Source organism: Sphingomonas sp., from assembly GCF_045810705.1.
In the GTDB taxonomy this organism is placed as follows: Bacteria; Pseudomonadota; Alphaproteobacteria; order Sphingomonadales; family Sphingomonadaceae; genus Sphingomicrobium.
In genome coordinates, this window is the sequence record NZ_JBJMVI010000010.1 from 111,256 (window position 1) to 130,909 (window position 19,654).

The following is a 19,654-nucleotide window of genomic DNA, read 5'->3' on the forward strand; positions in this document are numbered from 1 at the left end:
CGGTCCGGACACCAAGTCCGGGCCGGTTTTCTTTTGGGCTGAGATCATGCCGCAGACGCCGCAGGGCGGTCCGCGCATCAACTCGCCAGTTGCGTGAAGGAGCGCGTTAGAGGCTGGACGCGTATTGGGTCGGCGGAGCCTTATCCCACCCGTAAATGTCCGGCAGGTAGGTGAGCTTTCCGTCACGGACCTGTGCCGTGATGTAGGTTAGGTAGATCGACGTGCCTTGAGGCAGTTGAACCCGCGTCTCCGCATCACCTCCCGGCGAAACGGGATCGTGTCCCAGCAGCCACCTTCCCAGGCGCTTCGCATCCTCGACACGCACGCACCCGTTGCTCAAGTTGCGGTTCGCGAGCGAGAATTTCGTATGATCTGGTGTGTCGTGAAGGTAAATGTCCTCCGGATTGGGGAACGGGAATTTCAGAATCCCCATCGAATTCAGTGGCCCTGGCGCTTGCCGAATCTTGAGGTGCAGCTTGCCGGCGGCGGCCGCTTTCCAATCGATCGACTTGGGATCGATGACGTTGGCATTCTCGCTCCACTCGTCGATCACGTCATAGCCGTGTGACTTGAAGTAGCGGAGGCCGAGATGAATCACGTTCGGCGCGATCGTCTTTCGGACAAGGTGGTCCGGCGCGTGCCAATAGGGATTGTAAGTGATGTAATACATGACGCTCGCAATTAGCGGCGTGGGCAACTCTTCCGTGCCGGTGATCACCTTCATCGAATCGAGCTGCTGGCCGTCCTGGTATAGCGTCAGCATGGACGATCCGGAATCGACCAGCATGAATCGCCCTTTGGCTGGGAGCGAGCGGACACGATCGAGATTAGCCAGGAGACGGGGGTCGGGCGTCATGTTGCCTGTCGTCTGTGCCTCGGCAAAGGCCGTGTCGCGCAGTTGCGCGTAGATAGAATTGACGTTCGAGACACTCGCAAGATGCTGCTCGAGCGAGGGCGCAGCCGCGGCAGTCAAAAGGATCTGCGCAACGCCGGTCCCTTGGGGCTTCAGCACCGGATAGGCGTAGATCATCCCCGGGGTCGGCTGCTTCACAGCCTGGACGTAACGGACCCACGCTCCGGAAAACGTGCGCTCGGCAGCGCCCATCGCCGCGGGATTGCCAGTTCCGGCCTGGGCGGCAGCCGCCTGAACTTGAGCGGCCAACTGAGGGCCTTCGGCGAAGCCGTCGAAGGGCGCTCGCCGAAGGATGCCGACGAGCTGCGCCACCGCCGCTTCGTTGATTCCATTGCGGGTCCAGATCGGCTGCACGTTGTAGGTGGTGTAGAAGGTCGCCACACCGTCCGACGGTAGTGGGGCGAGGGAACTTGCCGGCTCGGGCGCCACGGACTGGGCCGACGCGGCGACACTAACGAAAACCGCGGCTGAAACCGCTCCCAACAAGCCAAGATTACGCGTCGTCAGTCTCACTGCGGATCCCCCGTCATCTTGTCACTGCCAATCTAAGACCTGCTTATGGGCTATCCAAGCTGGATTTCGGCTGAACCAGACGACCGACTCTCGAGTGCCGCCGAATGAAATAGAGCAGCCGCGCGCAGTCTTGTGTTCCGCAAGGTTGGGCGCATAGGCGTCGATCCAGCAGGATGATCGAGGAAGCTGGAGACAAAATGGACATCAATGGAGTGGCCGCGGTCGTGACCGGAGCGGCGTCGGGGCTGGGCGAAGCGACTGCCCGCGAGCTTGCACGGCGCGGTGCCAAGGTCGCCGTCTTGGATCGTGATACGGCTCGCGGCGAACAAGTCGCCAGCGAAATTGGAGGTGTTTTCTGCGAGGTCGACGTGACCTCCGACGAGAGGGTGGATGCCGCGTTTGACAAAGCTCGAGCGGCGCATGGGCAGGAGCGGATCCTGGTCAATTGTGCGGGAGTGGCCAATGCTGCAAAGACGGTCGCGCGCGATAAGGAGACGAAGGCCGCGAAGCCCTATCCGATGAAGCAGTTCGAGCTCGCGATCCAGATCAACCTGATCGGCAGCTTCCGCTGCATTGCCAATTCGGCATTCGGTATGGTCAACCTCGAGCCGACCGGCCCGGACGGCGAGCGCGGAGTGATCATCAACACCGCGTCGGTTGCCGCTGAAGACGGCCAGATCGGCCAGGCCGCTTATTCGGCGTCCAAGGGCGGCGTTCTGGCGATGACACTGCCGATCGCACGGGACCTGATGAGCGACGGCGTGCGCGTCAACACGATTCTGCCCGGCGTGTTCAAAACGCCGATGGTCGCGATGATGCCGCCCAACGTGCAGGACGCTTTGGGCGCGCAAGTCCCTTTCCCGAAGCGGCTCGGGCAGGCTGAGGAATATGCGCGGCTCGCCTGCTTCATGATCGAAAACCCATATATGAACGCGGCCGCAGTTCGTCTCGACGGCGGAATCCGGATGGCGCCGCGCTAATGACCGACTACGCACGCCTCCTCGACGAAATCGCCGAGGCGGCGCGCGAAGCGGGTGAAGCCATCCGTACCATCGTCAGGCGTGGCTTCGAGGTCGAGGCCAAACCCGATTCCTCTCCAGTCACCGAGGCTGACTACGCCGCCGAGGCGATTATTCTCGGGGCGCTGGCCCGGGCTGCGCCCGGCCTTCCGGTGATTGCGGAAGAGGAGGTGGCCGCCGGACGAATCCCGGCGCACGACGACAGATACTTCCTTGTCGACCCGCTCGATGGCACCAAGGAGTTCGTTCGCGGGGGCGATGATTACACAGTCAACATCGGGCTGATCGAAGCGGGGAATCCCCTGCTGGGCGTAGTCTTCGCTCCGGCCACCGGGCGCCTGCACGGCGGCTGTGTCGGTTTCGGATCCTGGGTCGACGAGGGCAAGGGCCGCAACGAGATTCGGACCCGCGGCCGCGGTGCGGAGCTGGCTGCCGTCGCCTCGAAGTCTCATCTCAACCAGACCACCCTCGATTATCTCAAGGCGGCCGTCGGCATGTGCGACTATGTCGCCGTTGGCTCGTCACTCAAATTCTGCATCGTCGCGGAAGGAAAAGCCGATATCTATCCACGCGCTTCCCCCACGAGCGAATGGGATACGGCGGCGGGACATGCCATACTTCTTGCTGCTGGGGGATTGGTGGATGGACCCGATGGATCGCCGCTACGCTATGGCAAGCACGCCTTTATCAATCGCGCGTTCGTCGCCACCTCCGGCTGGAAGCCGCCCCGCCTCGACCGCTATCTCGAGCCATTTGGCGGCGGCGGCGATTTGCCCGAGGGCCTCTAGCAACTGCTTCGGTCGCGATTCTCCCACGGAGCTAGATTGATCCATTGCGGATCTTGATTTGTTTGAGGCAGGCGGTTGATCCGCAACATTTCGACCTGCGCGCGGGCCGCTTCGACTCTCTCGAGCAATTCGGCGGTCGTCGCTTCCTGTCTCGCGCCGAGTTCCGGACGGATCAACAGCCGTTTGGCTTGGTCTAGCGCCTCCGCTAGCTCGGCGAGCCACCGCGCCCGCGCCGCGGCGGGTACTTCAACAGGAATGCTGCACACGTTCGCCCCCCGGCGATGAATAGCATGGTTTAGCCGCAGTTCGTTATGGTGCCAGCGTTTCTGGTCCGTTCCGGAGCCGAATTCGTCTGACTTTTGTCCAGATTGCGCGCTATCAGTTTGCCGCTCGGTCCCGCTTATCGCCTAGGGATATCCCATGGACGCGATTCCGACCGATGCCGCCGAACTCGACTATTCCGACCTTCCTCCGCTGATGCTGGCCGCAAGCAGCGACGCGGCGATGGCGCGAGCCGAACGCTCTGCAGCCGCGTCCGGAATCCGCGTCGGCGCTCGCATGCCCATCGAGCTGGCGAAGGAGCGGATCGGGCGACAGATTTCCGCCACGGCGCTGTGGGTCGAGCTCGACAGCGACCGCGGCGGGGCGATGGACGAGCTTCTCCACCAGGTCAGCCGGGACGTCGCGAGTGGCCTCTACGCGGGTGTTGTTTCCGCCACCTCCAATCTGCTCGATCCTGTTGCTGCACAGCTCGAATCCAGCGCGGTTGAGGTGATCATCGACGCCGATGATGCGGAGCGTGCGGCGGCTCTTGCGATCGCTATCGCTAACCGGGCGCGACCGACGCGCGCGAATGACATCGTCAGCGACAACAACGCCGAGCGACTTCGCCAGCTTAGTGAAGAGGTCAGCCGTATCGCCTCCACCCTCGCCCGGCTGTCGACCGGACCCGGTGCGCCGCCCCCGGCGCCCGAATCGTTGCCGGAAGGCGACGTGCCACTGCTTTCCGCGGTCACGGTCCGATCGGTCATCCGCGCTCGCCGGCTGCGCGCGCGATACTTCCGCGAAGAGCTATTCGCCGATCCGGCGTGGGACATGTTGCTCGATCTGTTGCAGGCGGAGATCGCGCAGCTGCGTGTGCCGGTTTCGAGCCTGTGCATCGCGGCCGCGGTGCCTGCGACAACCGCGCTGAGATGGCTCAAGACCATGGTCAGCCAAGGCATTTTCCTGCGACGTGCGGATCCGCACGACGGCCGCCGGGTGTTCGTTGAGCTGGCACCTGAAGCGAGTCAGGCGCTACGGCGATATTTTGCCGAGGTCGGACAAGTCGCGGCGATCTAACCCGCTTGCGGCGCTAGCATCGCCGTGGCACGGCGGCCTCGGGCGCTTAGCTCAGCTGGTAGAGCATCTCGTTTACACCGAGAGGGTCGGCGGTTCGAGCCCGTCAGCGCCCACCATCACCTCCACCGCCGCCTACTTCGAGCGGTTGAGCTTCACCGCAGTGCGGACGAGCGCCTGGAAAGCGGTTTCGTCGATCACGTCGCCCTCGCGAAAGTCGATCGCGCGCCGCATGTTCCCTTCCAGGCTGGAGTTGAACAGGCCCGACGGGTCTGCGAGCGCTGCACCGCGCGCAAACGTCAGCTTGACCGCCGCCTTATAGGTCTCGCCGGTGCAGACGATGCCGTGATCCGACCACACCGGCACGCCCGACGGATTGGACGGCTTGCGCCATTTCACCTCTTCGACGACGTCCGGATCGGCCCGCTTGATCAGCGCGCGCAAGCGGCTGAGCATCGCGCCGCGCCAATCGTCCAGCGCCGCGATTTTCGCATCGACGAGCTTCCCGCCAGGCTGCCCGTCGTCGGCCTTGTCCATTTGTGTGCCTCCGCGTTGAGCCGAGCGCTTTGCGAAATCGCGATCATCGACGCAATAGCCCGGCGACTAGAGGTTCCGCACCAGTTTTGATGCGACCGCGAGCCATGCAGGGTTGGCAACGACCTGCTGACGGCCGCCCGCCTCAAGCGGCAGGATCTGCAGCTTTTCTTCGTCCCGGTTGATCAAGCGGCCGAACAGGAAGCGGCCCGCCGGCCGGGGGACGAGGACGTCGCGGTTGAGCGCACGGCCGTAATCGCCTGGGTCGAGCCGGCTGCACCAGATCTCGTCACCCGCGCGATAGTCGCCGACGCTGCCCGCGACGAGCAACGCAATTTGGCCCTCGGCGACGCGCGGGGGGACGACGATCGCGGTCTTGCGCGGTGCCGTTGCGCCGCGCGGGCTGAGCATGGCCGCGACCTGGAGCTCGCTCGTGTCGCCGCCCTCGACCAGGTCCTGGGCTTCGACGCCGAGCGCGTCGGCGATGCGGTTGAGCCAGCCGACGGATACGGTCCGGGTGCCGGTCTCGAGCCGACCGATGGTCTGCGCCGTGGTCGGCGGGGCGCAGCGGCGGGCGACGTCGTCCAGAGTCAGGCCGCGCGCGCGGCGCACTTCGCGAATCCGTGTGATCATGAGCAAGTATCCCTGAAGAAACGAACCAAGTAGGTTTTTCCTCTGTCCTACACTTTTGCCGTTGTGGCAAGCAGGCCGCGAATCGGCAAGAGGATGGATTATGGAACGGACGACGCCGGCACGCTTGCTTGCAGAGCAGCCCATCGAGCAGGCTGGAGCGGGCGGCGGTCGCGCCGGGCAGTACCGTACGGTTCGCTCGGTCAGTATCAATGTCACGGAGTCGCCGCTTGGCTGGCTGTTCGCGCGGGGGTTCGTCAGCAAGCGCCAATATGATGCGGGCGAGCGGCTGCGTGCCGACTGGGAGCGAGCGCAGCTCGCGCCGCGCGTGACGATGAAGTGGGATGCGGCGCCGGTCGCCCGCGGCCGCGGCGGGTCGGCGGCGGGCCCCGACCTCAATGGGACGCAACTCGACGCCAAGCGCCGGTTCGATCATGCGATCGCCAGCGCCGGGCCCGGTCTGGCGGACATCCTGTGGCGCATCGTCTGCGCCGGCGAGGGGATGCGCGATGCGGAGACGGCGCTTGGCTGGCCGGCGCGCGCCGGGAAACTGGTGCTGACGTTCGCCCTCGACCGAGTGGCGGACTATTACCGCGTTCGCTGAGTCTTGGGCGCAGAGTCTTGCTGGCCCTGACGATGATCAGCCGGCGCCTTTGGCTTCTTCGCGCCTGTCGGCGGATTACCGCGACCGAGCTCGCGGTCCCGCAATGTCGGGTCATGGAGGTTGTTCCGGGCCTTGTCGTTGCCGCTGTTGCTGCGCATCATCTGCACTCCTAATGGAACCACGAGGTAAACGGGCGAGCGGGCGCCGGTGTCCGCCGCTCGGCGCATGAAACGGGAGAGCAGCCGATGATCATCTACGGGTCGTCCTTGTCGCCATATGTGCGCAAGGTGCTCGCCTTTGCCGGCGAGAAGGGATTGGATGTCGAGCTGCAGGGCACCGGATTTCCGAACCATTCCGCCGAGTTCGTCGAGGCCAGTCCGTTCCGGAAAATGCCCGCGATGCGCGACGGCGACTATGCGCTGCCGGATTCGAGCGCGATCGTCCACTACATCGAAGCGAAGCATCCCGATCCGGCGCTGATTCCGGCGGGTGCGAAGCTTCGCGGCAAGACCATCTGGTACGAGGAGTTCGCCGACACGGTGCTGGTGAGCTGCGGCGCCAAGATCTTCTTCAACCTGATCGTCGCGCCGCGCTTCATGGGCCGTCCCGGCGACCTGGAGGCGGCGAAACAGGCCGAGCTCAACGACCTGCCGCCGATCCTGGATTATCTTGAAACCGTGGTGCCAGGCGACGGCGGCTATCTCGTCGGCGACGGCCTCACGCTCGCCGACCTCGCGGTGGCTGGGCCGTTCGCGAACTTCCGGCATACCGAGACAAAGGTCTGTCCCGAGCGCTATCCGCGAACGGTTGCTTATGTCGACCGGATCCTCGCCCGCCCGAGCTTCTCCCAGTGGGTCGAACGCGAGACCGCGATGCTGGCGAAAGCGGCAGCATAAACTAGCGCCGCGCTCCAAGCGGAACGCGGCGCCTTTCTTTTGAGAATCTAGCTAGACGACCCGCCGCCGGTCGAGCCTGCGCCGGATTCATCCTCCTCGTCATCGTCGAGCGCGCCGCGGCCCTGGTTCGCGAAGTCGGTACCGCCGGTCGCCTCTGACGATGACGCGCCGCTGGTCCCGCCCGACGACCCTTGGTCCTCCTGCAAATAATCGTCGGAGCCGGTGCCTTGCGAGCCGATGAAGCCCTCGGCCGACGAGCCGCCGCCGCTCGGCTGCGCTTGGCCGCTCGAGCTCTGGCCGCCGAAGTCCGCGCCCTGGCTGAGCGTCGTGCCGCTACCGGTTTCGCTGTCGTTGCCGCCGATCGGCTGGCCGCTCGAACCCTGGCCGCTCGAACCTTGGCCGCTCGAACCTTGGCCGCCGCTCTGGCCGAAGCTGCCCTCGCTGCCTGATGCCGGGTCCGAACCGGGGCTGCCGGACCGCTGGCCCAGCTGCCCGAATTCGCTCTGCTGGCTCTGTTGGCCGGCGGCTTGCTGACCGCTGCTGCTTTCACTTTCCCCGAATTGATCCTTGTCCCGTTCGTCAGCCATCGTGAATCACTCCTCACAAGGCCCCGGTTGCTCTGGCGTGCTAAACTTGGAGGGCGTCCGACCCGTTCCGACGGATGATCGAACTTTGCGACGAACGGCTCGGCGCAATGAAAAAAGGCCGCCAGCCCGCGGGGCTGACGGCCTCGTTTGCCGATCGAGCGGCTGGACGTTCAGGCTTCCTCGTCGCTGATCCCGACTTCGGCTTCAGCCGGGGTGCCTGGATTTTCGGATGCGGCCGGAATTCCGGGCTCAAGTCCGGGCTCGAACTCTTCGGTGAACACGGTCGTATCGCGCTCGAACATCTGCGACGTCACGTCGACGCCCTGCGCCTGGAGATCGGCCTCCTCGGGCGAACGCGCGACGTTGACCTTGACCGTGACCGCCACCTCCGGATGGAGCGCGATCTTCACGTCGTGAACGCCGATCGACTTGATCGGGCGGTCGAGCACCACCTGGCTCCTGGTGACCGTCGCTCCGACGCTCTCGAGCGCCTCGACAATGTCGCGAGCGCTGACCGAGCCATAGAGCTGGCCCGCGTTCGACGCTTGGCGGATCAGCTGGACCGTCTTGCCGTCGACGCCTTTGGACGCCTTCTCGGCATCCGAACGGCGATCGGCATTGTCTTCCTCGATCTGCGCGCGGTTCGCCTCGAACAGCTTGCGGTTATTGTCGTTGGCGCGGAGCGCCTTCTTGCGCGGCAGCAGATAGTTGCGGGCAAAGCCGTCCTTGACCTTGACCACATCGCCGATGGCGCCGAGCTTCTCGACGCGCTCAAGCAGAATGACTTCCATGTCGGCGGCTCCTTACTTCACGAGGTAGGGAAGGAGACCGAGATGGCGCGAGCGCTTGATCGCGCGGGCCAGCTCCCGCTGCTTCTTGGATGAGACGGCGGTGATGCGCGACGGCACGATCTTGCCGCGCTCGGAGACGAATCCCTGAAGCAACCGCACGTCCTTGTAATCGATGCGCGGCGCGTCCTTGCCCGAGAAGGGGCACGACTTGCGGCGGCGGAAGAATGCGCGGGCCATTATTCGACCTCCTCTTCGCGGGCGGCGCGGAACTCGGTGCGCTCGCCGCGATCGCCCCGATCCCCGCGGGGACCACGTTCGCGGTCCTTGTCGCCGCGGCGCATCATCGCCGACGGGCCCTTCTCATGCTCGTCGACCTTGATGGTGAGAAAGCGGATGACGTCCTCGTTGATGTTCGACTGGCGCTCGAGCTCGGCAATCGCAGGCGCGGGCGCATCGACGTCGAGCGCGACGTAATGCGCCTTGCGGTTCTTGGCGATCCGGTAGGCGAGCGAGCGCAGGCCCCAGGTCTCGGTCTTGACGACCGTCCCGCCATTGTCGGTGATGATCTTGGTGGCGTTTTCCGCGAGCGCATCGACCTGGGCCTGGGCGAGGTCCTGACGCGCGAGGAAAACATGCTCGTAGAGCGGCATGTTTCATTTCTCTCATTTGGCCGATCGCTGACGCCACCCGATGCGGCGCCCCTCCGGCTGTCTTCCAAAAAGCAACCGGCGCAGCGGCAAGGCCCTGCGCCAGCGCGGCGCCTATGGCCGAAGGGTGTCCAAAAGGCAAGCGAACCCATGAACTTCAACGGTTCGCCGGAGCACATACGGGTGAACTTGCAACGGCTGTGGGAGCCGCGGGCCTGTTCAGCCGTTCTGCGCTCGAAAGGAGCGACACAATGACTGCATTATCGATCAGAGCCGCAGCGGTTTCGCTCGCGGTCATCGCCGTCGCGGGATGCACCACGACCGGCGTCGGCACCGGACAATCCGCGAATGGAAGGCTCGGCGCAACCTTCACCTGGACGGAAACCGGCGGAACGCGCGGCACGATGGTCGCGCAACTCAGCAACGGGCAGGTGTTCCAGGGCCCGATGTTCCAAATTACCCAGGAAAGCCGGGTGATGGATTACGGACCGCTATGGAACGGCTGGGGCCCCGGCTGGGGCTGGGGCGGAGGCTGGGGCGGCCGCCGCTGGGGCGGTGGCTGGGGCGGCTGGGGACCTTGGGGTCCCAATGACGAGACCATCACCCACTATTCCGGCCAGGTTCTTGCCAATCTCCAGGGTCCTGGCGGCTTCATGCGCTGCCACTTCACGCTGATGAGTCCAAGCTCCGGGATGGCTGGAGGTGGGGTTGGCCAGTGCCAGCTGCCCGTGGGAACGGTCATCCACGCCCAGTTCCCGCCGCGGCACTACTGACGCGCCACGGGATTAGGCTTGGTCGCCGTCAGGGACGGATCAGCACTTTGAGCGCCTCGCGCTCGTTCATGGCGCGATAGCCGTCCGGCACCCCGTCCAGGCCTACCGTGCGGTCGAACACGCGGCCTGGGTCGATGCGTCCATCCATCACCTCGGGAAGGAGCTCGTCGATATAGGCCCGCGTCGGCGCTGGTCCGCCGGCGACGATGACGTTCCTGTAGAACATCACCTGCGCGCCCTTGATCGCTTCGTAATGCGGGACGCCGACGCGCCCCACCGCTCCGCCGGCACGGACGATGCCCATGGACGTGTCGATCGCCTGCTCGGTCCCGACGCATTCGAGCACCGATTGGACGCCGAACCCCTGCGTTAGTTCGCGCACCCGCTGGATCCCTTCCTCGCCGCGCTCGCTGACGACGTCGGTCGCGCCGAACTCCTTGGCCAGCGCGAGACGGACCTCATGTCGGCCCATGATGATGATCTGTTCCGCGCCAAGCCGCTTTGCAGCAATCACTCCGCACAGGCCGACGGCACCGTCGCCGACAACGGCTACGCTGCCCCCGCGGCGAACGCGCGCCGCTACCGCTGCATGGTGGCCGGTCCCCATGACGTCCGACAGCGTGAGGAGCGAGGGCATGAGAGCGTCATCTTCACTGACGTTCAGTGGGTAGAGCGTGCCATCGGCGTAGGGAATGCGCATGGCCTCGGCCTGCGCCCCATCGAGCTTGCCGTTGCCGAAGAAGTCGACGTGCACGCACGCGGTCTGCAGACCTTCGTCGCAAAACATGCAGGTGCCGTCCGAATTGGCGAAGGGCATGATCACGACCTCGCCGCGCTTGATGCGCTGTACGTCGCTGCCGACGTCCTCGACGACGCCAATCGCCTCGTGACCCATGCGCTGGCCCTCGACATTGGGACCGCCATTGTACGGCCACAGGTCGCTGCCGCAGATGCAGGCGCGCGTGACCCGGATCAATGCGTCGGTGGGTTGCTGGATGGCGGCGTCCGGCACGTTGTCGATCCGCACGTCGTGCGCCTTGGGCATGATGGTTGCGCGCATTCTAATGATCCTTTCTTTGGAGGGGTGGCTTGAGCGCTGTGAGCGCGCCCGAAGCGATGATGATGACCATGCCGACGATGCTCAGGACGGCAGGTACGTGGCCGAACACAAGCCAGCCCAGCAACCCCGCCCAGACCACCTGAACATAACCGATCGGCGCGAGCGTCGATGCTGGAGCGAAGCGATGCGCGGCGGTGAAGAGGTAGTGGCCGACGCCTGAGTAGACCCCGAGGCTGAGGAACAGGAGGAGGTCGATGGGATGAGGCACGCGGCCATCCCAGAACCATGGCGCGGCAAGGCCGAAGGCGATTGCACCGACCAGCGCAGTGTAGAATAACAGCGCCATCGTCCGCTCTGTGCTCGCTAGGACACGCGACAACAGCTGATAGACGGCAGTCACCAGGGCTGCGCCACCAGCGCATGCTATGCCAAGCGGCTCAAGGCCGCTGCCCGGATGGGCGACCAACACCACTCCGCCGAAGCCCGCAACGGCAGCCAACCAGCCCAACGCGCCGATGCGCTCTCCTAGGGCGGGCCGCGCAAGGAGGAGAACGATGCTTGGCGCGAGGAACACGATCGACGTGCTTTCCGCGACCGGCATGCGCTGAAACGCGAAACCCATGAAAATTGATGCCAGGGCCAGGCAAGCGCCGCGGACTATGACGAGACCGGTCCGCTTCGTTTGAAGAAGCCGTGCGCGTTGCGTCGGCGCGAGTATCGCCACCATCAGAAGCAGGTTCACGACATATCGTACGCCCACGATCAGCGGCACATCATACGTCGCGGCGAGGTACTTGGTGGTCGTGTCCATACAGGCGAGCACCAGCACGCCGCCACCAAAGAGCAAAATTCCGCGAACAGGGTGCAAGACAACGACCGGCGGCGGACACGGCGCAACGTCGCCGTCCACGACTGGCTCAAGCACCATCTGCAGGGTCGCCTTGTTCATCACCCAGCACTGCGTGTCGGACGCGGTCCGTATCCGGGCTCCTTTGAGAGCATGCTCCACTTATCCAGGATGTCCGGATTGAACACTTTGGCCGCCCAGTCCTGCGCGTTGATTTCCTCGAAGCCGACGGATACCGACTCGTCGCCGTAGTCGAGGATGCTCGTCACTTCGCGAACGATGGCGTCGGATAGGCGCCGCTTCTGGTCCTCGGACTTGCCGGGCCAAAGTTTCACGATCACGTGCGGCATGCGCTCACTCCGTCGTTTGAGCGGCGAGATACTGCTCGTCCGTGACGTGCTCCATCCAGGTGACGGGCGAGCCATTGAGCGCTTCCTGGATTGCGATGTGGGTCATGGGAGTGGTGTCGGTGGCGCCGTGCCAATGCTTGTGGCTTGGCGGGCACCAGATGACGTCCCCGGAGCGGATCTCGACACGCTCCTCGCCTTCGCACTGCGTCCAGCCGATGCCTGCCGTGACAATCAAGGTCTGTCCGAGCGGGTGGGTGTGCCACGCCGTTCGTGCGCCCGGCCGAAAGGTCACGCTTGCGCACGAGACGCGCGAAGGCTCGGGCGGGTTGTTCAACGGCTCAATACTAACCTCACCAGTGAACCATTCAGCGGGCCCCTTCTGCGAGGGCCGCGATCCAGCGCGTTTGAGTTGCATCGTCAGTTCTCCTTGGTTGGTCTCGATGTAGGCTTGCTCGGCAGTTGCTATTAGATCAGACAATCCGCATGAACTTGTGAGCTCGACTCAATAATGGCGCGTCGAAACATCAACGACTTTGGCCTTTCTCGCCGTGGCGCGCGAGCGCAGTTTCACGCGCGCAGCCGCGCAGATTGGCGTCTCACCGTCGGCGCTTAGTCACACAATTCGAGGTCTTGAGGAGCGGCTCGGAATTCGTCTTCTTACCCGCACGACGCGCAGCGTCGCTCCGACCGAAGCAGGAGAACGATTAGTCGCTGCTGTAGGTCCACACTTCGACGAGATTGAAGCTGGGCTGGCCGCCTTGGGCGATTTGCGGGACAAGCCGGCCGGAAAGGTCCGCATCAACGCTACGAGCCACGCGATCGAGACGGTGATCTGGCCTAAGCTGAGGCCAATCCTCTCGGCTTATCCGGACATTGAGGTCGAGCTGATTGCCGACATCGGGATGGTCGACATTGTTACCCAAGGTTTCGACGCGGGGGTGCGAGCGGGCGAACAGGTCGCAAAAGACATGATCGCCGTCCTCATCGGGCCTGAGATGCGCATGGCTGTGGTAGGCTCGCCAAAGTATTTCGAAACACGCAAGAAGCCGCGCAACCCGCATGATCTTGCTGATCATCAGTGCATCAATCTTCGGCTGCCGACGCTAGGTGGCCTCTATCCCTGGGAGTTCGAGAAACGAGGCAGGCAACTGAAAGTCCGCGTTGATGGCCGCTTGGTATTCAACGATCCGGACTTGATGATCGAGCCAGCTCTCGATGGCTTTGGGCTTGCCTACGTGCTGGAGGATCGCGTTACCGCTCAGTTGGCGTCAGGAAGGCTGCTGCGCGTGCTCGATGACTGGTGTGAGCCTTACGCCGGCTATCATCTGTATTATCCCAGCCGCCGGCAGCAGTCGCCCGCATTTGCCTTGGTCGTAGAAGCACTGCGTCATCACGCCTGAGCTAACGTCCGCTTTCCGCCCAAAGCAGACATTCTCACAAAACAATTTTCCTACAGCACCCCATTCATGCCTTAAGCTCGGCGATGCCGACGCAGCCGAGTCCCGCTCTTCCGCCACCCGCAACCCTGGCCCCACCGACGAACGTCTCACCGGCTTCGCGCGCCGCATCGTCAAAAGCGCCGCCTTCTCCTCGCGAAAAGTCCTACGCCCGCCGCGTTGCAGCCCTCTCGCACCGGTCATCGGACGAGGCGTTTGTGACCTTCGGCGCCGTTCCTCGTCGCGCGCGCACGCATGGTCTTGGGACTTTTCGCGCCTTCAACCGTCCTCACGACCGTGAACATTGGGAACATTCGCGGCACAGCGCGTCCGATCTCTCGCTCGACTTCGGTTTGGCTGAGCGAGTAGACTGAAGCATGGCCACCCACCTTCGCCAGGTCGAACCGACGCCCGACCCACTCGATGACATGAGCCTGCCCGGCTGGCTCTATTACGACACGGAGTTTTTCGAGGCGGAAAAAAAGGCGTTCCTCCGCGCCGCGCCGCAGGTCGTGTGCCATGAGAGCGAGATCCGCGAGGCGGGCGAATGGCGCAGCCTCGAATATCTCGGCGAGAGCGTGTTCGTCATTCGTGGCGACGACGGGGCGGTGCGCGCCTTCGCCAATGTCTGCCGGCATCGCGGGTCGCGACTCGTCGATGGCGCCGGCGGCTGCGCCAAGGTGCTGACCTGCCCCTATCATGCATGGAGCTATGCGCGCGACGGGCGGCTGGTCGGGGTTCCGCACCGAGAGGAATATCCGGGACTGAAGACCGAGGAACTCGGCCTCAAGCCGGTTGCCCTCGAGGAGTGGCGCGGCTTCCTGTTCGTGACGCTCGAGCCCGGCGCGCCGTCGGTTGCGGACATGATGGCACCTTATGGCGACGAGGTCGCGCCGTACCGGTTCGAGGACCTCCGCGTGATCGGCCGGGTGACGGTTCGTCCCCGCCCGCTCAACTGGAAGACGATCGCGGACAATTATTCCGACCACCTCCACATCCCGGTCGGTCACCCCGGGCTGACGCGGCTGTTCGGCCGCAACTATCGGATCGAGGCGAAGGACCATGTCGATCGGATGGAAGGCGACCTCGCCGAGAAACCGTCCGCCAATCCGTCGGAGCGCGCCTACCAGCGCCTCCTCCCGCGCGTCGATCACCTGCCCGAAAGCCATCAGCGCAAGTGGCTCTATTACAAGCTGTTCCCCAACGTCGCGTTCGACATCTACCCCGATCAGGTCGACTTCATGCAGTTCCTGCCGGTGAGCGCGACGGAGACGGTGATCCGCGAGATCAGTTACGCGATTCCCGACGGCCGCCGCGAGATGAAGGCGGCGCGACACCTTAACTGGCGCATCAATCGACGTGTCAACGCCGAGGACACCGAGCTGATCAGCCGGGTCCAGCTCGGCATGCAGAGCGCAAGCTACGAGGCGGGGCCGCTGGGGACGAGCGAAGTGTGCTTGCGCAGCTTCGCGCGGAAGCTGAGGAAGCTCATTCCCGAGGCGCGGCTCAGCTCCGCGCCGCCGCCCGGCTGGTCTCGCCTCGCGAACGCGAACTAAGCGCGCGAAATAGCGTTCGTATCGCAATGCCGACGGCGAGAAGAACGAGGCACCACAGGTCTGCCTCCATGCCCGCGCCGTACACCGCGAAGATAATGAAGAGCAGCGCGACAACGAACACGGAGCGCCTCGCCCACGTGGCATTCTCCTTCCAGGCGGCCAACGCGCCGAGCGCGTAAACGACCAACACCCCGGCGGTCGATAGCAAGATGACGAACGTGAAGAGGCTGGCCGTCGACTTGCTTGAATTTGCAAGGATCAGGAGGATCGTCATCGCTCCACTGATGACGTGCGCGACATAGGGGATGTTGTCGTGACCGGTTCGCGCGATGATGGGAGGGAGGTCGCCGCGCAGGCCCATTGCGTAGCCAAGCTCGGCGGTTCCGAACATCAGCGAGTTGAGCGCGCCGAACGCGCTGATTGCAATCGCCAGTGCTGCGAGCGATGCGGCCGAGTGGCCCCACCTGAGTGCGATCACATCGGCATAGGGTGCGGGCGAGGTGGCAATGCGATCGGCAGGGAGCAGAAGCATGACGCCGCTGCTGGAGACTAGATAAATCAGGCCGACTAGGGCCGCACCTCCGAGGATGGCCCTCGGTATGGTTCGCGCAGGATCGCGGACCTTGTCCACAGGAGCGGTCGCATTCTCGAACCCGGTGAGAGCGAACAGGGTGAGCGCGGTCGCAGTCGCGATGTTGGGCAGCGTCAGAGAGCTGCTCGCCAGCCGCTCGAAGGGCATGCCGGAGAATTGACGCATTCCAAGGATGGCGACCACCGCCAGGAGCGGAAGGATCTTAATTGCGACCGTAAGCAGCGATAATCCGCCGGAGGTCCTCACGCCGCGCAAATTTACGAGCGTCAGAACCACGACCGAGCCGACGCCGACGGCAACGATGCCCGAAGCGCCGCCCAGTGCTGGAAACAAGCTGGAGGCTGCCGATGCCGTCGCGATCGCAAGCGCGGCCTGGGCCGCGATGTTGGACCAGAAAAGAGCCCAGGCGACGAGAAACGCGGTGGTCGGACCGAAAGTGCGTTCAATATAGGCGCGAATTCCCCCATCTCCGATGCGGCTGAGGCTGGCCAGCGCGAAGGCGATGGCGAGTGCTCCAAAGATGCTGACCACCCATCCGAGCACCGCGTTGGCACCCAGCGGACCGAGGCTGACCGGAAGCATGAAAATGCCCGAGCCGATCATCGAACCGACCACCAGCCCGCCCGTCATCCATATTCCGAGCTGTCGCGTGTCGGTTCTGTCGTTCACCGGCGCGAGTGTTGCAGGTCAGGCCGACCGGCGCAACGCGAGCCGTTTCAGGCGCGGATCGATCGCGCTGCCGCGAGATGGCGCTGCATGACCGGCACCGTTGCCGCAGCGTAGCCGGAGGTCGCACGTTCGCCGCTCCGGGCTTGTTGCTTGAACTCGGCGATATCCTTCTGGTGATCGTCGATCATGTAGCGACGCACCTCGCGGTCGAACGCCCGGCCGTTGAGATGGCGCAGCCGAGACTGCTCCGCGCGCGCTTCGGGAGTGAGCGTCGCCGGGATGCGCAAGTGAAGCCGAGCGGCGATCTGCTGGGCCTGCGCAAGGCCCTTGCTGTGGTCGCTGACCAGCATGCCGCCGAACTGGCGGACCTGCGCGCTGGAGCCCTGGCTCTGAATCATCCGTCCGAGCGTCACTTCGGAGAAGTTGCCGTCGATGGCTGTGTGCAAGAACGCGGGCGGCGATGCGGCGAAGGCGGCGCCGGCACAGGCAAATGTTGCGCAGAAAGCGAGTTTGCGGATCATTGGGTTACTCCGATCAAAGCGTATGCATCCAACCCGCGTCCGGTCCGCGCGGTTCCCACGGCTGCTTGACCGCCGCGCCGGCAGTCGCCAAGCCGCGCTCCTTCCAATCGCAGGGGTCGTGATGCGGGCGTTCATCTTTCCCGGCCAGGGCAGCCAGGCAGTCGGCATGGGCGCCGCGCTGGCCGGCGCGAGCGTGCCGGCAAAGGACGTATTCGCCGAAGTGGACGAGGCGCTCGGACAGAATCTGTTCCGGCTGATGCGCGACGGGCCGGACGAGGAGCTCAAGCTCACCGAGAATGCTCAGCCTGCGATCATGGCAAACTCGATCGCTGTGTTCCGTACGCTGGGAGTCCGCCTTGCGGACGTCGCGAGCTTCGTCGCCGGCCACAGCCTCGGCGAATATTCTGCCCTGTGCGCTGCCGGGTCGTTCGACCTCGCGTCCACCGCCAAACTGCTGAAGCTGCGCGGTCAGGCGATGCAGCAGGCGGTCCCCGTGGGACAGGGGGCGATGGCGGCGCTGCTGGGCGCAGACCTCGCGCTCGCTCAGAAGATCGCGGAAGCAGCCGCGCAGGGCGAGGTTTGCACGGTCGCCAATGACAACGACCCGTCGCAGGTCGTGATTTCGGGCCACAAGGGCGCGATCGACCGGGCCATCGCGATCGCCAAGGACATGGGCGCCAAGCGCGCGGTGCCGCTGCCGGTGTCCGCACCGTTCCACTGTCCGCTGATGCAGCCCGCCGCCGAAGCGATGCGTGACGCGCTGGGCTATGTCGTCCTCGGTCCGCCGGCCGTGCCTGTCTTCGCCAACGTCACCGCTCAGCCGGAAAGCGATCCCGACACGATCCGCAATCAGTTGGTCGAGCAGGTGACCGGCATGGTCCGCTGGCGCGAAAGCGTGGCCAACATGTTCGACGCCGGGGTCGAAGAGTTCGTGGAGCTTGGCGGCAAGGTGCTGGGATCGATGGTCAAGCGCATCGTTCCCGACGCACAGGTGACGAGCGTTGTAACGATCGAGGACATCGAAGCGCTGGCGAAGGAGATTGCATAGATGTTCGATCTTACCGGCATGACCGGGCTCGTGACCGGCGCATCCGGCGGGCTCGGCAGCGCCATTGCGAAAGCGTTCGCAGGGCAGGGGGCGCGGCTCGCCGTGTCGGGCAGCAATGTCGAGAAACTCGAGCGCTTCCGCGAGGAGCTCGGGGGCGATCATGTCGCGATCGGATGCAACCTTTCCGACGGCGCGGCGGTCGACCAGCTTGTGCCCCAAGCCGTCGAGGCGCTCGGCGGCAAGCTCGATATCCTCGTCAACAATGCCGGCGTCACCCGCGACAATCTACTCATGCGGATGAAGGACGCGGAGTTCGAGGACGTCATCCGCATCAACCTCGAGGCCGCGTTCCGGCTGATGCGGGCGGCGGCGAGGCCGATGATGAAGGCGCGCTTCGGGCGAATCATTTCGATCACGTCGGTGGTGGGTGTGACCGGCAATCCCGGCCAGGCGAACTATGTCGCCTCGAAGGCCGGGCTGATCGGCATGACCAAGGCGGTTGCGCAAGAGCTCGCGCGCCGCGGGATCACGGTCAATGCGGTGGCCCCCGGGTTCATGGCGTCGGCGATGACAGATGCGCTGAATGAGCAGCAGCGCGAAGGCATTTTGGCGCGGATTCCGATAGGGACGATGGGCAGCAGCGAGGACATCGGCGCCGCCTGCGTCTATCTCGCTTCCAGAGAGGCCGGATACGTCACCGGACAAACGCTGCACGTCAACGGCGGGATGGCGATGCCCTGAGCCGCTAATGCATCGTTACTGCGCTCCTTGTCGCTCAATTCATCGCACCTATATCCCGAGAGATATCAACATTTCGGCCGCCTTTTCAGGGGCCGAGAGGGGCTGAAGAAGAGGGAATAAGAACTATGGCCAAGGTCATTGGAATCGACTTGGGCACGACCAACAGCTGCGTCGCTGTCATGGAAGGCGGCAAGCCGAAGGTCATCGAGAATAGCGAAGGCGCGCGCACCACGCCTTCCGTCGTCGCTTTCACCAAGGACGGCGAGCGCCTGATCGGCCAGCCGGCGAAGCGCCAAGCGGTCACCAACCCCGACAATACGATTTTTGCGGTCAAGCGGCTGATCGGCCGCCGGTTCGACGATCCGATCACCAAGAAGGACACCGAGCTGGTGCCCTACAAGATCGTCAAGGGCGCCAACGGCGACGCCTGGGTCCATGCCGGCGGCAAGGATTATTCGCCGTCCCAGATTTCCGCCTTCATCCTCCAGAAGATGAAGGAAACCGCCGAGGCTTATCTGGGCGAGACCGTCACCCAGGCGGTGATCACCGTTCCCGCATACTTCAACGACGCGCAGCGCCAGGCGACCAAGGACGCCGGGCAGATCGCCGGCCTTGAAGTGCTGCGCATCATTAACGAGCCGACCGCGGCCGCGCTGTCCTATGGCCTCGAGAAGGAAGACGGCAAGACCATCGCCGTCTACGACCTCGGCGGCGGTACGTTCGACATTTCCGTCCTCGAGATCGGCGACGGCGTGTTCGAGGTGAAGTCGACCAACGGCGACACCTTCCTCGGCGGAGAGG

Annotated in this window: 24 protein-coding genes and 1 tRNA gene; 12 read left to right on the forward strand and 13 right to left on the reverse strand. The window is 64.4% G+C overall.

Annotated elements, in window-relative coordinates:
• Positions 1 to 106: 106 nt before the first annotated feature.
• Positions 107 to 1,426, reverse strand: coding sequence for a L,D-transpeptidase family protein (locus ACJ8FR_RS05255; RefSeq protein WP_407827564.1), 1,320 nt, complete (start codon positions 1,424 to 1,426; stop codon positions 107 to 109).
• Between the two features lie 197 nt (positions 1,427 to 1,623).
• Between ACJ8FR_RS05255 and ACJ8FR_RS05260 the strand changes: the two genes are divergently transcribed.
• The 4 genes from ACJ8FR_RS05260 to ACJ8FR_RS05275 all read left to right on the forward strand — a co-directional run bounded on the left by ACJ8FR_RS05260 (position 1,624) and on the right by ACJ8FR_RS05275 (position 4,690).
• Complete coding sequence (locus tag ACJ8FR_RS05260; RefSeq protein ID WP_407827565.1) at positions 1,624 to 2,406, forward strand: SDR family NAD(P)-dependent oxidoreductase; 783 nt, start codon at positions 1,624 to 1,626, stop codon at positions 2,404 to 2,406.
• Positions 2,406 to 3,233, forward strand: coding sequence for a 3'(2'),5'-bisphosphate nucleotidase CysQ (gene cysQ, locus ACJ8FR_RS05265; RefSeq protein ID WP_407827566.1), 828 nt, complete (start codon positions 2,406 to 2,408; stop codon positions 3,231 to 3,233). The genes ACJ8FR_RS05260 and cysQ overlap by 1 nt, the downstream gene beginning before the upstream one ends.
• 420 nt (positions 3,234 to 3,653) lie before the next feature.
• A complete protein-coding gene (locus tag ACJ8FR_RS05270; RefSeq protein WP_407827567.1) occupies positions 3,654 to 4,574 on the forward strand; it encodes a hypothetical protein in 921 nt (306 codons plus the stop codon).
• 40 nt (positions 4,575 to 4,614) lie between these two features.
• Positions 4,615 to 4,690, forward strand: a tRNA-Val gene (locus ACJ8FR_RS05275).
• A gap of 16 nt (positions 4,691 to 4,706) precedes the next feature.
• Here ACJ8FR_RS05275 and ACJ8FR_RS05280 read toward each other — a convergent pair.
• Together ACJ8FR_RS05280 and ACJ8FR_RS05285 are read right to left on the reverse strand one after the other, a co-directional pair.
• Positions 4,707 to 5,108, reverse strand: coding sequence for a DUF1801 domain-containing protein (locus tag ACJ8FR_RS05280; protein WP_407827568.1), 402 nt, complete (start codon positions 5,106 to 5,108; stop codon positions 4,707 to 4,709).
• Positions 5,109 to 5,174: 66 nt separating this feature from the next.
• Positions 5,175 to 5,738: a helix-turn-helix domain-containing protein gene (locus tag ACJ8FR_RS05285; RefSeq protein ID WP_407827569.1), complete on the reverse strand. Its 564-nt coding sequence runs from the start codon at positions 5,736 to 5,738 to the stop codon at positions 5,175 to 5,177.
• A gap of 100 nt (positions 5,739 to 5,838) precedes the next feature.
• Here ACJ8FR_RS05285 and ACJ8FR_RS05290 point away from each other — a divergent pair, with 100 nt between their 5' ends.
• Together ACJ8FR_RS05290 and ACJ8FR_RS05295 are read left to right on the forward strand one after the other, a co-directional pair.
• The gene (locus tag ACJ8FR_RS05290; RefSeq protein ID WP_407827570.1) at positions 5,839 to 6,339 is read left to right on the forward strand and encodes a DUF6456 domain-containing protein; all 501 of its coding nucleotides are present in this window, start codon (positions 5,839 to 5,841) and stop codon (positions 6,337 to 6,339) included.
• Between the two features lie 245 nt (positions 6,340 to 6,584).
• On the forward strand, positions 6,585 to 7,235 hold the full coding sequence (locus tag ACJ8FR_RS05295; protein ID WP_407827571.1) for a glutathione S-transferase family protein: 651 nt from the start codon (positions 6,585 to 6,587) through the stop codon (positions 7,233 to 7,235).
• A gap of 47 nt (positions 7,236 to 7,282) precedes the next feature.
• On the opposite strand, the gene ACJ8FR_RS05300 is transcribed toward ACJ8FR_RS05295, so the two are convergent.
• The 4 genes from ACJ8FR_RS05300 to rpsF all read right to left on the reverse strand — a co-directional run bounded on the left by ACJ8FR_RS05300 (position 7,283) and on the right by rpsF (position 9,263).
• Entirely contained in the window at positions 7,283 to 7,822 is a 540-nt protein-coding gene (locus ACJ8FR_RS05300; protein WP_407827572.1) for a hypothetical protein, read from the reverse strand.
• Between the two features lie 170 nt (positions 7,823 to 7,992).
• Complete coding sequence (rplI, locus tag ACJ8FR_RS05305) at positions 7,993 to 8,613, reverse strand: 50S ribosomal protein L9 (protein ID WP_407827573.1); 621 nt, start codon at positions 8,611 to 8,613, stop codon at positions 7,993 to 7,995.
• Positions 8,614 to 8,625: 12 nt separating this feature from the next.
• Complete coding sequence (rpsR, locus tag ACJ8FR_RS05310) at positions 8,626 to 8,850, reverse strand: 30S ribosomal protein S18 (RefSeq protein WP_407827574.1); 225 nt, start codon at positions 8,848 to 8,850, stop codon at positions 8,626 to 8,628.
• Positions 8,850 to 9,263 carry a 30S ribosomal protein S6 gene (gene rpsF, locus ACJ8FR_RS05315; RefSeq protein WP_407827575.1) on the reverse strand — a complete coding sequence of 138 codons (414 nt, stop codon included), beginning with the start codon at positions 9,261 to 9,263 and terminating at the stop codon, positions 8,850 to 8,852. The genes rpsR and rpsF overlap by 1 nt, the downstream gene beginning before the upstream one ends.
• Positions 9,264 to 9,511: 248 nt before the next feature.
• Here rpsF and ACJ8FR_RS05320 point away from each other — a divergent pair, with 248 nt between their 5' ends.
• A complete protein-coding gene (locus ACJ8FR_RS05320) occupies positions 9,512 to 10,033 on the forward strand; it encodes a hypothetical protein (protein ID WP_407827576.1) in 522 nt (173 codons plus the stop codon).
• A gap of 28 nt (positions 10,034 to 10,061) precedes the next feature.
• Here ACJ8FR_RS05320 and ACJ8FR_RS05325 read toward each other — a convergent pair whose 3' ends face one another.
• The 4 genes from ACJ8FR_RS05325 to ACJ8FR_RS05340 are packed head-to-tail and all read right to left on the reverse strand — an operon-like array spanning position 10,062 to position 12,705.
• Positions 10,062 to 11,093, reverse strand: a complete 1,032-nt coding sequence (locus ACJ8FR_RS05325) for a zinc-dependent alcohol dehydrogenase family protein (RefSeq protein WP_407827577.1) — start codon at positions 11,091 to 11,093, stop codon at positions 10,062 to 10,064.
• A 1-nt stretch (position 11,094) separates the two neighbouring features.
• Entirely contained in the window at positions 11,095 to 12,042 is a 948-nt protein-coding gene (locus ACJ8FR_RS05330) for a DMT family transporter (protein WP_407827578.1), read from the reverse strand.
• A complete protein-coding gene (locus tag ACJ8FR_RS05335) occupies positions 12,042 to 12,290 on the reverse strand; it encodes a tautomerase family protein (protein ID WP_407827579.1) in 249 nt (82 codons plus the stop codon). The genes ACJ8FR_RS05330 and ACJ8FR_RS05335 overlap by 1 nt, the downstream gene beginning before the upstream one ends.
• Positions 12,291 to 12,294: 4 nt before the next feature.
• Positions 12,295 to 12,705 carry a cupin domain-containing protein gene (locus ACJ8FR_RS05340; RefSeq protein ID WP_407827580.1) on the reverse strand — a complete coding sequence of 137 codons (411 nt, stop codon included), beginning with the start codon at positions 12,703 to 12,705 and terminating at the stop codon, positions 12,295 to 12,297.
• 118 nt (positions 12,706 to 12,823) lie between these two features.
• Between ACJ8FR_RS05340 and ACJ8FR_RS05345 the strand changes: the two genes are divergently transcribed.
• Together ACJ8FR_RS05345 and ACJ8FR_RS05350 are read left to right on the forward strand one after the other, a co-directional pair.
• Positions 12,824 to 13,690, forward strand: a complete 867-nt coding sequence (locus tag ACJ8FR_RS05345; RefSeq protein WP_407827581.1) for a LysR family transcriptional regulator — start codon at positions 12,824 to 12,826, stop codon at positions 13,688 to 13,690.
• 413 nt (positions 13,691 to 14,103) lie between these two features.
• The gene (locus ACJ8FR_RS05350; protein ID WP_407827582.1) at positions 14,104 to 15,282 is read left to right on the forward strand and encodes an aromatic ring-hydroxylating oxygenase subunit alpha; all 1,179 of its coding nucleotides are present in this window, start codon (positions 14,104 to 14,106) and stop codon (positions 15,280 to 15,282) included.
• Here the strand turns inward: ACJ8FR_RS05350 and ACJ8FR_RS05355 are convergent.
• Positions 15,233 to 16,543, reverse strand: coding sequence for an APC family permease (locus ACJ8FR_RS05355; protein ID WP_407827583.1), 1,311 nt, complete (start codon positions 16,541 to 16,543; stop codon positions 15,233 to 15,235). The two genes, ACJ8FR_RS05350 and ACJ8FR_RS05355, sit on opposite strands and share 50 nt — an antisense overlap.
• A 47-nt stretch (positions 16,544 to 16,590) precedes the next feature.
• Positions 16,591 to 17,064 carry a DUF4142 domain-containing protein gene (locus tag ACJ8FR_RS05360; RefSeq protein ID WP_407827584.1) on the reverse strand — a complete coding sequence of 158 codons (474 nt, stop codon included), beginning with the start codon at positions 17,062 to 17,064 and terminating at the stop codon, positions 16,591 to 16,593.
• Positions 17,065 to 17,185: 121 nt separating this feature from the next.
• Here ACJ8FR_RS05360 and fabD point away from each other — a divergent pair, with 121 nt between their 5' ends.
• The 3 genes from fabD to ACJ8FR_RS05375 form a co-directional block, all read left to right on the forward strand.
• Complete coding sequence (gene fabD / locus ACJ8FR_RS05365) at positions 17,186 to 18,112, forward strand: ACP S-malonyltransferase (RefSeq protein WP_407827585.1); 927 nt, start codon at positions 17,186 to 17,188, stop codon at positions 18,110 to 18,112.
• The gene (gene fabG / locus ACJ8FR_RS05370; RefSeq protein ID WP_407827586.1) at positions 18,113 to 18,853 is read left to right on the forward strand and encodes a 3-oxoacyl-[acyl-carrier-protein] reductase; all 741 of its coding nucleotides are present in this window, start codon (positions 18,113 to 18,115) and stop codon (positions 18,851 to 18,853) included.
• 125 nt (positions 18,854 to 18,978) lie between these two features.
• A partial coding sequence (locus ACJ8FR_RS05375; RefSeq protein WP_407827587.1) for an Hsp70 family protein occupies positions 18,979 to 19,654 on the forward strand: 676 nt, incomplete at its 3' end.

Bases quoted from the DNA above. Each gene is read 5' to 3' on its own strand.
- ACJ8FR_RS05320 (WP_407827576.1), top strand. From the start codon at position 9,512: ATGACTGCATTATCGATCAGAGCCGCAGCGGTTTCGCTCGCGGTCATC.
- rpsF (WP_407827575.1), bottom strand. From the start codon at position 9,263: ATGCCGCTCTACGAGCATGTTTTCCTCGCGCGTCAGGACCTCGCCCAG.
- ACJ8FR_RS05300 (WP_407827572.1), bottom strand. From the start codon at position 7,822: ATGGCTGACGAACGGGACAAGGATCAATTCGGGGAAAGTGAAAGCAGC.
- rpsR (WP_407827574.1), bottom strand. From the start codon at position 8,850: ATGGCCCGCGCATTCTTCCGCCGCCGCAAGTCGTGCCCCTTCTCGGGC.
- ACJ8FR_RS05290 (WP_407827570.1), top strand. From the start codon at position 5,839: ATGGAACGGACGACGCCGGCACGCTTGCTTGCAGAGCAGCCCATCGAG.
- fabG (WP_407827586.1), top strand. From the start codon at position 18,113: ATGTTCGATCTTACCGGCATGACCGGGCTCGTGACCGGCGCATCCGGC.
- fabD (WP_407827585.1), top strand. From the start codon at position 17,186: ATGCGGGCGTTCATCTTTCCCGGCCAGGGCAGCCAGGCAGTCGGCATG.
- ACJ8FR_RS05280 (WP_407827568.1), bottom strand. From the start codon at position 5,108: ATGGACAAGGCCGACGACGGGCAGCCTGGCGGGAAGCTCGTCGATGCG.
- ACJ8FR_RS05340 (WP_407827580.1), bottom strand. From the start codon at position 12,705: ATGCAACTCAAACGCGCTGGATCGCGGCCCTCGCAGAAGGGGCCCGCT.
- ACJ8FR_RS05330 (WP_407827578.1), bottom strand. From the start codon at position 12,042: ATGAACAAGGCGACCCTGCAGATGGTGCTTGAGCCAGTCGTGGACGGC.
- ACJ8FR_RS05335 (WP_407827579.1), bottom strand. From the start codon at position 12,290: ATGCCGCACGTGATCGTGAAACTTTGGCCCGGCAAGTCCGAGGACCAG.
- ACJ8FR_RS05260 (WP_407827565.1), top strand. From the start codon at position 1,624: ATGGACATCAATGGAGTGGCCGCGGTCGTGACCGGAGCGGCGTCGGGG.
- ACJ8FR_RS05325 (WP_407827577.1), bottom strand. From the start codon at position 11,093: ATGCGCGCAACCATCATGCCCAAGGCGCACGACGTGCGGATCGACAAC.
- rplI (WP_407827573.1), bottom strand. From the start codon at position 8,613: ATGGAAGTCATTCTGCTTGAGCGCGTCGAGAAGCTCGGCGCCATCGGC.
- ACJ8FR_RS05270 (WP_407827567.1), top strand. From the start codon at position 3,654: ATGGACGCGATTCCGACCGATGCCGCCGAACTCGACTATTCCGACCTT.
- ACJ8FR_RS05360 (WP_407827584.1), bottom strand. From the start codon at position 17,064: ATGATCCGCAAACTCGCTTTCTGCGCAACATTTGCCTGTGCCGGCGCC.
- ACJ8FR_RS05285 (WP_407827569.1), bottom strand. From the start codon at position 5,738: ATGATCACACGGATTCGCGAAGTGCGCCGCGCGCGCGGCCTGACTCTG.
- cysQ (WP_407827566.1), top strand. From the start codon at position 2,406: ATGACCGACTACGCACGCCTCCTCGACGAAATCGCCGAGGCGGCGCGC.
- ACJ8FR_RS05350 (WP_407827582.1), top strand. From the start codon at position 14,104: ATGGCCACCCACCTTCGCCAGGTCGAACCGACGCCCGACCCACTCGAT.
- ACJ8FR_RS05295 (WP_407827571.1), top strand. From the start codon at position 6,585: ATGATCATCTACGGGTCGTCCTTGTCGCCATATGTGCGCAAGGTGCTC.